The 13,127-nt window shown below is 73.0% G+C and carries 11 protein-coding genes; 5 read left to right on the plus strand and 6 right to left on the minus strand.

Translation table 11 applies throughout. From position 1 onward, the window contains the following. The first annotated feature begins 346 nt into the window (after positions 1-346). Both O7633_RS10100 and O7633_RS10105 read left to right on the plus strand, forming a co-directional pair. On the plus strand, positions 347-1,567 hold the full coding sequence (locus tag O7633_RS10100) for a helix-turn-helix transcriptional regulator (protein WP_282327513.1): 1,221 nt from the start codon (positions 347-349) through the stop codon (positions 1,565-1,567). Next, a complete protein-coding gene (locus O7633_RS10105) occupies positions 1,548-2,087 on the plus strand; it encodes an NUDIX hydrolase (RefSeq protein ID WP_278128246.1) in 540 nt (179 codons plus the stop codon). The genes O7633_RS10100 and O7633_RS10105 overlap by 20 nt, the downstream gene beginning before the upstream one ends. Before the next feature lie 205 nt (positions 2,088-2,292). On the opposite strand, the gene O7633_RS10110 is transcribed toward O7633_RS10105, so the two are convergent. The 5 genes from O7633_RS10110 to O7633_RS10130 form a co-directional block, all read right to left on the minus strand. Next, on the minus strand, positions 2,293-3,231 hold the full coding sequence (locus O7633_RS10110; RefSeq protein ID WP_278128248.1) for an aminoglycoside phosphotransferase family protein: 939 nt from the start codon (positions 3,229-3,231) through the stop codon (positions 2,293-2,295). Between the two features lie 12 nt (positions 3,232-3,243). Beyond that, positions 3,244-4,062 carry a pyrroline-5-carboxylate reductase gene (gene proC, locus O7633_RS10115; protein ID WP_074474840.1) on the minus strand — a complete coding sequence of 273 codons (819 nt, stop codon included), beginning with the start codon at positions 4,060-4,062 and terminating at the stop codon, positions 3,244-3,246. A 90-nt stretch (positions 4,063-4,152) separates the two neighbouring features. After that, positions 4,153-5,181: a 6-phosphofructokinase gene (locus O7633_RS10120; RefSeq protein ID WP_074474839.1), complete on the minus strand. Its 1,029-nt coding sequence runs from the start codon at positions 5,179-5,181 to the stop codon at positions 4,153-4,155. A gap of 190 nt (positions 5,182-5,371) precedes the next feature. Beyond that, positions 5,372-5,875 (minus strand): pyridoxamine 5'-phosphate oxidase family protein, encoded by a 504-nt coding sequence (locus O7633_RS10125; RefSeq protein WP_282327514.1) that lies wholly within the window; start codon positions 5,873-5,875, stop codon positions 5,372-5,374. A gap of 64 nt (positions 5,876-5,939) precedes the next feature. Continuing rightward, a complete protein-coding gene (locus O7633_RS10130; protein WP_043967210.1) occupies positions 5,940-6,437 on the minus strand; it encodes a polyadenylate-specific 3'-exoribonuclease AS in 498 nt (165 codons plus the stop codon). A 245-nt stretch (positions 6,438-6,682) separates the two neighbouring features. Between O7633_RS10130 and O7633_RS10135 the strand changes: the two genes are divergently transcribed. Then, positions 6,683-7,375, plus strand: coding sequence for a Crp/Fnr family transcriptional regulator (locus O7633_RS10135; RefSeq protein WP_043967208.1), 693 nt, complete (start codon positions 6,683-6,685; stop codon positions 7,373-7,375). 110 nt (positions 7,376-7,485) lie between these two features. Here O7633_RS10135 and O7633_RS10140 read toward each other — a convergent pair whose 3' ends face one another. After that, the gene (locus O7633_RS10140; RefSeq protein ID WP_074474836.1) at positions 7,486-7,731 is read right to left on the minus strand and encodes a hypothetical protein; all 246 of its coding nucleotides are present in this window, start codon (positions 7,729-7,731) and stop codon (positions 7,486-7,488) included. Between the two features lie 135 nt (positions 7,732-7,866). Between O7633_RS10140 and O7633_RS10145 the strand changes: the two genes are divergently transcribed. Beyond that, entirely contained in the window at positions 7,867-11,334 is a 3,468-nt protein-coding gene (locus O7633_RS10145) for an adenylate/guanylate cyclase domain-containing protein (RefSeq protein WP_282328514.1), read from the plus strand. Positions 11,335-12,114: 780 nt separating this feature from the next. Beyond that, positions 12,115-12,942, plus strand: coding sequence for a DUF308 domain-containing protein (locus tag O7633_RS10150; protein ID WP_282327516.1), 828 nt, complete (start codon positions 12,115-12,117; stop codon positions 12,940-12,942). Positions 12,943-13,127: the final 185 nt, after the last annotated feature.

A 13,127-nucleotide genomic window follows, 5' to 3' on the forward strand; every position in this document is an offset into this window, starting at 1 on the left:
TCCGATATGCACACGGCGTATGTCGAGCGCTCACGCGACGAGTTGAATGGATAGGCTCAGCACGGCCCACGATGGACGGAGACGCCCGACCATGGCGAGATCGCCGGGACGTGACGCAAGCTGTCCCCGCTGCGGCGGAAGGCTTGCCCGCGACAACACCAGCGGGCGCTGCGGGCCATGCCAGGCAGCCGAACGAAACCGCGTTGTCTCGCCGCCTGCCCTGCCAGACTCCTTCTGGGACCACGGGCCGATCCGGCAGGCGCTGGCCGCACGGCACTTGGGGCGGGCCATCCGGGCCTACCGCTGCCACCCTTACCACGGCCGTCACCCACTGCCGCAAGAAATCGTGGCCCGTTGGCTCGGCCTCTCGCAGGCCCAGCTCAGCCGAATCGAGAACGGCCCAGCGGTCGTCCACCTCGACCGCCTCGCGCATTGGGCGCAGCTCCTACAGATCCCCGCTCGCCTGTTGTGGTTCGCGTTGCCCGCAGATCATGAGGGCGGGAAGACCATCAGCTTCGCCGGGGTGGGCAAGCCGAGCCTCACGTCAACGAGGAACAACCGCGAGATCAACCCCAACGCGGATTCGGCCAGCACCAGAGATCGCCAACGGCGGGGGGCGAGAGACGAGCACCTGAACTTCGTACGGTCACTCCGGCTGGCTGACCGCCGAGTTGGCGGCGGTCATCTGTACGCCACAGTAACGGCCTATCTTGCAGGCAGGGTCGCCGAAACAGTACCTGGTGGGGCCAGCACACCAGGGAAGGCAGCACTAGCTGCTGCCGCCTCGCTCAACGAGATGGCCGGGTGGATGGCGCACGACTCCGGTGCCGCAGGTCCTGCCCGCCGACACCTCGGCGAAGCCCTCACCCTGGCGGAGAAGAGCCATGACCACCAGCTCGTAGCGCAGATTCACGCAGGGCTGAGTCATCTCGCCAACCACTGCGGCGACGCGCGCGGGGCGCTGTTCCACGCCCGGAACGGACTGGAACATCTTCGGCAGGCTCCGTCGCACGGCCGGCTCCAGGCCCGTCTCTTGGCGATGCAGGCACGCGGGTTCGCCATTGGCGGCCAACCGGTCGACGCCACCCAAGTGCTCGCCGACGCGGAGGCGTCGTTGCACAAGCCGATCACGGGCACATCAGAGTGGTTGAGTCCCTTCGACGTGACTTCGTTCGCCATCGAGGCTGCGCGCTGCCTCCTTCGCGTCGGGGATCTGGCCGAGTCCCAACGCCGGCTCCAGGCCGCGCTGGCCGTCAGCCCGGCCGATAGGGTCAGAAGTCGCGCGTTGGCTCAGCTCATGTTGGTCACGGTCTTGCTCGGCAAGGGCCAGATCGACGAGGCGTGCGTCGCAACCCATGCTGTGCTGGACGCGATCGCTGGTCTCGGATCAGGCATCATCATCGATCAACTACAACACGCTTCGATACTCTTCGGATCTCACGCGAAGGCGTGTGCCGAGGTTCCGCCACTCCTTGACCGTCTCCGCGACACGATCCATGAGCGATCATGGATCGGCACAGTGGGTGAGCTACGGTCAGGAGCAGTCGGTGACGAACAGCTCGGATGATCGCCCGCTCTACGAGCGGGATCCGGTTGCTTGGCAGGCATATCTGGCGGAGGGCAACGCGAAGCAGGCCCGCAAGCGGGTCGGCGCAGACGTCCTGATCAGAAACGAGCAGGGCCACGTCCTGCTCGTCAACCCGCGGTACAAGCCGGATTGGGACCTTCCCGGCGGGATGGTCGAGGCGAACGAGACTCCCCACCAGGCCGCCGAGCGCGAGTTGCGCGAGGAACTGGGAGTCGAGGTGAGGGCCGGACGGCTGCTGGTGGTGGACTGGGTGGCTCCGCACGGCCCGTGGGACGACAGCTTGATGTTCGTTTTCGACTGCGGCACGGTTACCGGCGAACAGGCAAGATCACTGCGGCTGGCGGACGGTGAGCTGCTGGAATTCCGTTTCATTTCACAGGATGACGCCAGGGCGGCTCTTCGCCCCTACGTCTGGCAGCGCCTCGACAATGCCGTGGCCGCTGCTACCGACGGCGGTTTCCGCTATCTGATCAACGGGGTTGCGCACGGCCCACGCTGAGATTGCATGGCGACCCGAATCCCACGGAAGCCCGATCGTCACTCGGACTGAGCTACCAGTACTCGCTTCTGCATCAGGCAGCCGTCACGGCGAAACGTCAGGGCCCGATACTAATAGATCTTGGTATATTCTGGCCCCTGGAGGGGCCCCTCTGGGGGCCGTTCCGTACCAAGATCGCTGAGCTACCCTTCGTCGGCGCAGGGTTCTACCGGCTTGTCCCGTCGGTGTACTCGGCGCAGATCTCGTCGAGGATCCTCCGTGAGCCTGCCGCCGCCTCGCCGTCGTCGAGCTCGTTCGCATAGCTGACCAGGGTCTTCCAGAGCGCCCAGCCACGCCCGCGCGCCCAGGTCGCGTCGTCGACGGCCAGCCGCTCCCGGAAGGCCCGCCGGCCCTCGGCGGTCAGCAGCGTCCAGGCGATGGCCAGGTCGCAGGACGGGTCGCCGACGCCGCAGGTGCCGAAGTCGATGACCGCCGCGAGGTGCCCGGCGTCGAGCAGGAGGTTTCCCTGCGCGAGGTCGCCGTGGAACCAGCGCTCCGCACCGTCCCAGCGCGCGTCCAGTGCGCGTCGCCAGATCTCGCCGGCCAGGCCCACGTCGATCCGGCCGTCGAGAGCCGTGAGCGCCCGGTCGGCCTTCCCGGCGTAGGTGCGCAGGGTGCCGCCCCGATACCAGTTGTGCCGGCCAGGTCGGGGGCCGTCAGCGGTGTCGACGCCGCGCAGGGCCACGACGAACCCGGCCAGGTCGAGCGCGAACCGGACCGGGTCGGCGATGCGGTCCGCCCGCGCCGTCTCGCCGTCGAGCCAGCGGTAGACCGACCAGGCATACGGGTAGCCCTCGCCGGGCCCGCCCTGCGCCAGCGGGGTCGGGACGGGCAGCGGGAGGCGCGGCGCGAGCACGGGGAGCCACCGGTGTTCCTTGGCGACCGCCTCGGCGTACTCGGGCGCGCTCGGCAGGCGTACCGACATGGTGGTGCCGAGGTGGAAGGTCCAGTTGTCCCAGCCGCCGTGGGCGACCGGCTCGACCGGCAGGTCGGCCCAGTGCGGGAACTGGGCGGCGACGAGGCGGCGCACCTGGCCCACGTCGACGGCGGTGCGCTCGGGGGGCGGGCCGAGCTCCGGCACGCCGTCAGCCGCTGCGCCCGACATCGCCTGCCGGCCTCACTCGGACTGGGCGGCCAGTTCCCGGGCGCGGTCGCGGGCCGCTTCGAGGGCCGCGAGCATCGCCGCGCGTACGCCGTGGTTCTCCAGCTCGCGGATCGCGGAGATGGTGGTGCCGGCGGGCGAGGTGACCGCCTCGCGCAGCTTGACCGGGTGCTCGCCGGAGTCGCGCAGCATGACCGCCGAGCCGATCGCGGTCTGCACGATCAGCTCGTGGGCGACCTGACGGGGCAGGCCGAGCAGGATGCCGGCGTCGACCATCGCCTCGACGAGGAGGTAGAAGTAGGCCGGCCCGGAGCCGGACAGGGCGGTGACGGCGTCCTGCTGCGACTCGGGGACCCGGACGGTCGCGCCCAGCGGGGTGAACATCTCCTCGGCCAGGGCGAGGTGCTCGCCGGTGGCGTGCGCGCCGGCCGAGATGGCGCTCATCGCCTGGTCGACCAGGGCCGGGGTGTTGGTCATGACCCGCACCACGGGGGTGCCCTCGGGCAGCCGCCGGTTGAAGAAGCTGGTCGGCAGGCCGGCGCAGAGCGAGATGACCAGCTTGTCGGCGGGCACCTTCGGCCCGATCTCGTCGAGCAGGGCGGCGGCGTCCTGCGGCTTGACGGAGATGGCCAGCACGTCGGCCTCGCCGACGGCGGTCAGGTTGTCGACCACCTGCACGCCGTAGCGGGTGGCCAGCTCCTCGGCGCGGATCGGCCGCCGGGCCGTGGCCAGCAGCCGGCCCACCGGCCAGCCGGAGCGCAGCAGCCCGGAGAGCATCAGCTCGCCGATCTTGCCCGCGCCGATCACCGCTACGGTGTGGTCGCCCACCGCCATGTCGTACCCCTTTCGTGGCCCGCCGTGCGGCGGGGCCCGGCGGCGCGCGCGGCGGTTCCCCGGGGAACCGCCGCGCGCGCCGGGTCGGCGTCAGCTGCCGAAGAAGACCTCGGCCTCTTCGTAGCGCTCCAGCGGCACGGTCTTCAGCTCGGCCGTGGCGTCGGCCAGCGGCACCCGGACGATGTCCGTGCTCTGCATGGCGACCATCTTGCCCCAGTCGCCCTCGTGGGCGGCGTCGATCGCCTGGAGGCCGAGCCGGGTGGCGAGCACCCGGTCGAAGGCGGTCGGGGTGCCGCCGCGCTGGATGTGGCCCAGCACGACGGTGCGGGCCTCCTTGCCGGTCTTGGCCTCGAGCTGCTCGGCGAGCCACTGGCCGATGCCGCCGAGGCGGACGTGGCCGAACGCGTCGAGCTCCTGGTTGTGCAGGATCATCTGGCCGTCGAGCGGCTGGGCGCCCTCGGCGACCACGACGATCGGGGCGTACTGGTGCTGGAAGCGCTTCTCGACGTACCCGGCGACCTGCTCGACGTCGAACTTGCGCTCGGGCAGCAGGATGACGTTGGCGCCGCCGGCCAGGCCGGCGTGCAGGGCGATCCAGCCGGCGTGCCGGCCCATGACCTCGACGACGAGGGTGCGGTGGTGGCTCTCGGCGGTGGTGTGCAGCCGGTCGATCGCCTCCATGGCGATGTTGACGGCGGTGTCGAAGCCGAACGTGTAGTCGGTCGCGCCGAGGTCGTTGTCGATCGTCTTGGGCACGCCGACGACGTTGACGCCCAGCTCGTGCAGCTTGGTGGCGACGCCCAGGGTGTCCTCGCCGCCGATCGCGATCAGCGCGTCCACGCCCTGCGCGGCGAGGTTCTCCTTGATCCGCTCCACGCCGTTCTCGATCTTGAACGGGTTGGTGCGGGACGAGCCGAGGATGGTGCCGCCGCGCGGCAGGATGCCCCGCACCTCGGCGATGCCGAGCGGCTTGGACAGGCCCTCCAGCGGGCCCTTCCAGCCGTCCCGGAAGCCCACGAACTCGTGACCGTAGGTGGCGACGCCCTTGCGGACCACCGCCCGAATGACCGCGTTGAGACCCGGGCAGTCGCCGCCGCCGGTGAGCACGCCGATACGCATGATCTGCTCATCCTCCTGGAGCATCAGGTGAAGCCCGATTTGCCCCAGGATAAGTGTCGGATCAGACCTCGGCACCGTTGCCGGCCCGGGGCGGGCCGTCCCTGCGAACTGTAGCCGCCGCGACAATCCGCCGGCAGCGCGCCCCGGGCAGGCAGCCGCCGCCGAAGCTCGGCGCGGACGCCGCCGGGGCTCAGAACGCCACCTCGCGGTTCTCCCCCGCCCGCGGCGGCTTCCCCGTCACCGCCGCCCGGGCGAGGCCGAGCAGGTTGACGACGGCGCCGCCCGGGGAGTCCCAGTACTCGGCCGAGCCGGCGTGCACCTTGATCAGGGTCAGCCCCGGGGTGTCCAGGCCGGCGGGGAACCAGGTCTTCAGCAGCGGGTGCCACAGCCGCTCGGCGTGCCGGCGGTCGTAGCCCTCCTGGGCGGTGCCGGCGATCGACACCCAGGCGTGGTTGCGCTGGTCGGCGAAGGCGACGTTGACCTCCGGGTTGACCCGGAGCTGGCGCACCTTGGCCGAGTCGGCGTACGCGAAGAACCACAGGTCGCCGTCGAACTCCGCCTCCTGGAGCCCCATGGGCCGGCTGACCAGCCGGCCGTCCAGTCCGGTGGTGGTCAGCATGCAGATCCGCGCGGCGCGGACCAGCTCGGTCACCCGGCTGCGGGCGTCGACGGCGCTGGACGGCTCACTGCTCATGGCGGCACTCCCTCGATCGACTCGACGCCGACCCGGTGCCCCGCAGAGCACCCGCCAAACCTGATCAGCGGGCCGTCATCGCGCGCCAGCGGGCGAGGTTGTGCCGGGCGTCGACGAGCGCGTCGTGCCGGGCCGCGTCGGCGTTCGGCAGGGGCGGCCGGCCCCGGTCGTCCCAGAGCTGGCGCAGCTCCTTGGTGAACCGGGGGATCTCCCGGGGCAGCCCCGGCATCGAGCCCCAGAGCTGGGCCAGCACCACGTGGTCGTACGCGGCGTACCAGGCCCACAGCTCCAGCTGCTCGCCCGGCCGGCCCCGGATCGGCTCCATGAGGAAGTCGTAGAGGTCGTCGCGGATCCGCTCCCGCGACCGCCAGGCCCGGTCGGCCGGCGAGGGGAGCCGGTCCAGGACGTTGCGGCGCACCCAGGGCACGGCGCGGGAGTCGTCGAACTCCGTGGAGACGGCGTAGAACTCGCGCCCGTTCTCGTCGACGACGCCGATCGACACGAGGTCGACGGTGCGCCCGTCCTCGATGAACTCGCAGTCGTAGAAGTAGCGGTATACCATCGCCCGCCATCCTCGCCCACCGACGCCACCCGCCGCCAGCCGGGGGCGCGTACGCCGCGACCTGCCCTGCGCCGCAGCTCGGGACTGTTACGGAAGTGTCGCCGGGGGTGTACAGCGGGCGACCGGGCCGTCATGATCTGATGAGTGCCGCTACCGGACACCGAACCGGTTCGCGACCTCGCGGCGGGGCTGACGGGTTTCACCCGGCCGCGAGTTGAGGTCCTTTACCGGGGAGGGGTTGGGCCGTGGAGATGCGCCTGCCGGAGCCGGGTGACGCGCTCACGGGTGTCGAGATGTTCGCCGGCCTGGAGCCGGAGGTGCGGCAGCGGGTGATCGCGGCGGCGGTGCCGCGCACGTACCGCAAGGGCCAGTTGCTCTTCGTCGAGAACGACCCCGGCGAGTCCCTGATCGTGCTGCGCCGGGGCGCGGTGGCCGTGTTCCGCACCGCGCCGACCGGCGAGCGGGCCGTGCTGTCGGTGATCCGACCGCCGGACGTGCTGGGCGAGGTCTCGCTGCTCGACGCCTCCACCCGCTCGGCGTCGGCCGAGGCGATCGAGGACTGCGCCGCCCTCGCGCTGTCCCGGCCGGCGTTCATGGAGCTGGTGCACTCCAACCCGCGCATCCTCGACGCGGTGATGCGCTCGCTCGGCGGGCTGATCCGTCGGCTGACCGAGCAGAACGCCGACCACGTCTTCCTCGACCTGCCCGGCCGGGTGGCCAAGACGCTGGTGCGGCTGGCCGGCGAGAGCCAGGCCCCGATGATCACCATCGAGCTCAACCAGAGCCAGCTCGCCGAGATGGCCGGCGGCTCACGGCAGAGCGTCAACCAGGCGATCGGGTCCTTCGCCAGCCGGGGCTGGCTGCGCACGGAGGGCCGCCGGATCGTGGTCACCGACGTGGCGGCGCTGCGCCGCCGCGCCGGCATGAGCGACCGCTGACGGGCCGTCGACGGACCGCTGACGCCGGCCCGAGCGGCGGTCGAGGCCGGCCCGGGCGACCGCTGACGCCGGCCGCTCCCCCGGTGGGCGCGGCCGGCGTCAGCGACGGGTCACTTGCCCGGCTCGTCCGCGGGCGGCGCGCTCGGGCCGGGGCCGATCTTCGACGGGTCGGTCGGCTTGGTCGTCGTGGTCTTCGTGCTGCCCTGGTCGGGGGCGGTTCCCTGACCGTCCGGCGTGTCTACCATGCCCTGCTCCTCCAATGCGGCGAGAGTGACGGCGTCGACGTCGACCGTGTCGCCCGGGGCCCACAGGGTGCCTCGCGGGTCCGTCCACGCGGCTGACAGTCGTACGTGCACGGCACTCTCCTGGCGTCCATGTCCTGAGCGGAAGGTTAGTCTGACCCGGTCGGGCGCACGATCCGCCTGCATATCGGGTAGCCGACTCTGCCGCCTGGCGCGATACTGGGCCCACCTCGCGCTCTGGAGCCGACCATCGACCTCAAGTGTGGACACTGCTCACGCGAAGCCGGTCCGGACGACCGCTTCTGCGGTGGGTGCGGGCAGGCCCTGACCCGTGGCTGCGCCGCCTGCGGGCACGCCAACAGCGTCGAGGCCAACTTCTGCACCAGCTGCGGGCAGCCGCTGCGGGACCGGCCGATGGTGGTGCAGGAGGACCGCCGGCAGGTCAGCGTCCTGTTCATCGACATCGTCGACTTCACCACGTACGCGGAGCGGGCCGACCCGGAGCAGGCCCGCAACCTCCAGCAGGGCTACTTCGCCACCGTACGGCGGCTGGTGCACCAGTACGGCGGGGTGGTCGAGAAGTTCATCGGCGACGCGGTGATGGCGCTGTTCGGGGCGCCCGTGGCCACCGACAACGACGCGCTGCGCTGCGTCCGGGCGGGGCTGGAGCTGCAACGCAACCTGGCCCGCCAGCCGGCCGGGCCGCACCCGCCGCTCGGCTTCCGGGTCGGCATCGCCACCGGCGAGGCGCTGGTCGACCTGTCCGCCGCCCGCGACGGCGGGCAGGGCTTCGTCACCGGGGACGTGGTCAACACCGCCTCCCGGTTGCAGTCGCTCGCGCCGTCGGGCGGCGTGGTCGTCGACGAGAGCACCTGGGCGGCGACCCGGCACGACATGGAGTACGCCGACCGGCCGCCGGTGACGCTGCGGGGCCGCTCCGCGGTCAGCCGGATCTGGCTGGCGGTGCGGGCGCTGCCCCAGCGGGACCTGACCACCGCCGAGCTGACCCCGATGGTCAACCGGGAACACGAGCGCGGCCTGCTGGTCAACGCCCTGCACCGCACGGTGACCGAGCGCACCTCGCAGCTCGTCACGGTGTTCGGCTCGGCGGGGGTGGGCAAGAGCCGGCTGCTGCGGGAGCTGGCCCGGCACGCCGCCGGCCTGCCCGGTCCGCCGATCACCTGGCTGGTCGGGCAGTGCCCGCCGTTCGGCGAGAACGTCACGTACGCGGCGCTCGCCGACATCGTGAAGGGCTGGGTCGGCGTGGCGAACGTCGACGACCCGGCGGCGCTCGGCGACCGGCTGCGGCAGCGGTTGGCCCGGCTGGGCGACCCGCACGCGGTGCGGCTGGCCGATCCGCTCGGCCCGCTCATCGGCCTGCCCGGCGAGCGGCTCACCCCGGGCGAGACCGAGACGTCCTGGCGGCGGTTCCTGCTCGCCCTGGCCGAGGCGGGCCCGACGGTGCTGGTGTTCGAGGACATGCACTGGGCCGACCAGGCGATGCTCGCCTTCGTCGAGCAGCTCGGCGCGGCGGCCCGGGGCGTGCCGCTGCTGGTGCTGGCGACGGCGCGGCCGGAGCTGCGGGAGCGGCACCCGGCCTGGACGGGCACGATCAGCGGGGCGATGTCGATCTCGGTGCCGCCGATGCACGACTCCGACATCGACACCCTCTACGCGCTGCTGCTCGGGCAGTCCGCGCTGCTGCCCGCGTCCCGGGGGCCGCTGATCGAGTTCGCCGACGGCAACCCGCTCTACGCCCAGGAGTACGCGCGGATGCTGCTCGACGGCGGGCTCGTCGACCCCGCCGGGCGGGCCGACCCGGCCCGTACGCCGGAGATGCCGCGCACGGTGCAGGCGGTCATCGCCAACCGGCTCGACCTGCTCGACCCGGCCGACCGGGCGGTGCTTCAGGCCGCCGCCGTCGTCGGCGTGCAGTTCTGGCCGGGGCCGGTGGCCACCGCGCTGGGTCGCCCGGTGCGGTGGGTGGAGCGGGCGCTGGGCCGGTTGCAGCGCCGGGACCTGGTCTACGAGCAGCCCAGCTCGACGATGCCCGGCCAGCCCGAGTACCGCTTCCGGCACGTCCTGGTGCGCGACGTGTGCTATCAGCGGCTGCCCCGCACCGAGCGGGTGGCGCGCCACCAGAGCACCGCCGACTGGCTGGAGCAGGTCACCGACGGCCGGCAGCAGGACCTGGTCGAGGTGCTGGCCAACCACCGCTGGGCGGCGCACGAGATCGCCCGCACCGTCGGCCTGGACACCGTGCCCTACGCCCCGGCGGCGCGGGCCGCGCTGCACCGGGCGGCCCGCCGGGCGTACGAGCTGCACGCGCTGGACACCGCCGCGACGCTGATGGGGCGGGCGCTGGTCCTGCCCGGCGGGCCCGAGCCCATGCTGGAGCTGTTCGACGCCGAGCTGGCGCTGTTCCGCGACGGGGACGCGTTCCTCGTCGACGGCGGCGCGCAGCGGCTGGCCCGGCTGGCCGGCGAGCTGGCCGGGGCCGGCGAGCCGACGGGGGCGGCGCGGGCCTGGACGCTGCTCGCCACCGCCGCGTGGCGGCGGGCGGACCGGGCCGAGACGCTGCGCTGCCTGGACCGGGCCATCGGCATCTACACCGACCTGCCCGACAGCGAGGAGAAGGCGAGCGCCCTGCTGGAGCTGGCCCGGGTGCACATGCTCAACGCGGAGACCGAGCCGGCCTGCGCGGCGGCCCGGACCGCGGCGAGCCTGGCCGAGCGGCTCCAGCTGCGGGAGGTCAGCGCGAGCGCCCGGATCACGCTCGCGGTGGCCCGCTACCTGTCGGGGGTGCCGGAGGCGTACGCGGAGCTGGTCGAGATCACCGAGCACTGCCGGGTGGAGCGGCTGGCCAGCCGCCGGCGGGCCGTGCACAACCTGGCCTGGGCGTTGCAGGAGGAGGGCGACCTGGCCGGCTCGGCGCGGCTGGTGGACGAGCAGCGCTCGCTGGACCTCGGCGGCGAGCACAGCCTCACCGCGAGCTTCGAGGACCAGTGGGCCCGGTCGTACTACGCCGGGGACTGGGGTGCGGCGGCGGACCTGGCGGCCGAGTCGACGCGCCGGCCGACCGGCGAGTGGGACATGCACATCGTCGCGGTGTCCGGCTGGATGCGGACGCTGCGCGGCGACCCGGAGGCCCCGGCCGACGGCGGCGGCCCGGACCAGGTGGAGCGGGCGGTGGCCGCCGGGCGGCGGTCCGGCTTCCACCGGGTGCTGCGGTCCACGTTGGCCCACGCCGCGCTGTGCCGTGCCGTGCAGGGGCGCGAGGCCGAGGCGCTGCGGCTGCTCGCCGAGCTGGACGAGGACTGGCGGCGGACCCGGGAGATCCCGTTCGCCGAGTGGGTGCCGGCGATCGGCCACGTCGCCGTGGTGCTCGGCGGGGACGCGGCCCGCCGGGTGCGCCGGCTGCTGACCTCCGCGCCCCGGATGACGCCCTGGGCCCGGGCCGCCGGGCAGGCGGCGGAGGCCGCGCTGGCCGCCTCGGCCGGCGACGCCCGGGCCGCCGCCGAGCTGTTCCGCTCGGCCGCCGAGCAGTACCGGCGGATGGGCGACCTGACCGACCACGTGCTCGCCGCCGCGCTGTCGGTGCCCACCCTGCGCGAGGTGGACCCGGCGGGCGCGGCGCAGGTGCTGGCCGAGGTGCGCGGGTTCGCGGCCCGCAACCACGCCCCGGGCCTGCTCCGCCTCGCCGGCACCACCGACTAGCCTCGCCGACTAGCCCTGTCGACCGGGCCCGCCGACCGGGCCGGCGACCAGGCCCGGCGACCAGGCCCGGCGACGGATCCCCCGGTCAACGGGATCCACCGGGCTTGCCAGGTCCACCGGCATACCGCGTCCACCGGATTCACGGGCGACAAGGGCGACCCGCCCGACCACTGAGGACGAGACAGGCCGCCCGGCCGGGCAACCGCCCTCCGCCATCAAGTGCGAGAACGCGACAACGCGAGAGCCGCTCCTGCGATGCGGCACCTACGCAGCTGAGTCACATACGACATCACCGACACCCGATGCCCTCTCCCCGCCCGCGCCCCCGCGCCCCGCCCCTCCCCCCTGCCTGCCGGCCCCCGCCCGTGCTGCCCCGGGCCGGTGATCAAGAGAATTGTGTCATCGCAGAGATCAACTCTGACGCTTTTCTCTTGATCACCGGCCCGGGGGACGGTGGGACGGGGGGGGACGGCGGGACGGCGGGGTGGGGTGGGGTGGGGTGGGGGTGGGTGATGTCGTATTCGACTCAGCTGTGTAGGTGTCGGCAGGGGCAGGTCGGCCTGGGCGGTGCTGGTGGCGGGCCGGGCCACGGCTTCTGTTGGCAAGCGATTAGCGAAAACCGACATTGAGGCCCCGCCCCGACCTGCGGGAGGGTCCTTACTTCGTACGGCGCGCCACAACGCACTCCCGGAAGGGGGCCCTGACGTGTCACGATTCAGGGCACGGCGTGCGGGGCGCCGGGGGCGATCGCACCGGGAGGTGCGCGAGGGAGGATGTCCGGTGTCAGCGGGTAGGGCCCGCCGGGGACGGCGGGACAACGGGCTCGACGCGAGCGAGTACGCGGTCGCCGGCGACGTGGATCCGCGCGTGGGTGAGCACCTGCTCGACGTCCTGGCCGCGGGCGGCATCGCCGCGTACCTGCAACCCTCGGCCGACCTGAACCCGGTCACCCGCACCACCACCGTCCCGGCCCGCCCCGTGGACCGGCTCTACGTCGACCGCTCCCACCTGACGACCGCACGCGACTACCTCACCCAGCTCGCCGAGGAGGCCCCCGCCGGCCCGTCCCGCGACGAGCCCGACGTCGACGCCGAGTGGGCCCGCATCGTCGCCGGCTTCCACACCGCCCCGGCCGCCGGCGCGCATCCCTGGCCCGCCGCCGAGGACATCGACGACGAGCCCGACGAGCGGCCGGCCGGCACGACCGGCCGGGTCGGCGCCGACGAGGGTGGCACCGCCACCGACGTACGCCGGCTGCCGTGGGCCGCCGACGTCTCGGGCGTCTCCGTCGGCGGGAGCCGGCAGGACGAGCCGTCCCTGCTGGACGGGCTGGACACGTTCGGCGCCGGCCTGCCCGACGACGCCGACGAGCGCTACACCCCGCCGCCGCCACCGCCGCTGCCCCGCGTCTCCAAGTACGCGGTGGCCGGCGTGCTGGCCATCGTCGCCGGGTTCGTGCTCTTCCTGGAGCCGACGCTGCTGCCGGTGGACTCCTCCGTGGTGACCCTGCTCGGCTTCACCGGCATCCTCGCCGGCTTCGTGACGCTGATCTGGCGGCTGCGCCCCGGCGACTCCGACGACGACCCCGACGACGGCGCCCGGGTCTGACCCGCCCCATACTCCGGGTAGCGGCCCGTCCCCACAGGCGGACGGCGGATGCCCGAATTGCGGGACGCGCACCGCCCCCGGCGGGAGGCGTAACAGTGGTGTAACTTACTGTCAGTAGGAATACCGCTGTACGTCACTTCCCGCACTGGCTGCCCGGTTGTTCCTTGCTCGCGGTGGTCGGTCTC

It is taken from the genome of Micromonospora sp. WMMD712, from assembly GCF_029581295.1.
Lineage (GTDB): Bacteria > Actinomycetota > Actinomycetes > Mycobacteriales > Micromonosporaceae > Micromonospora > Micromonospora carbonacea.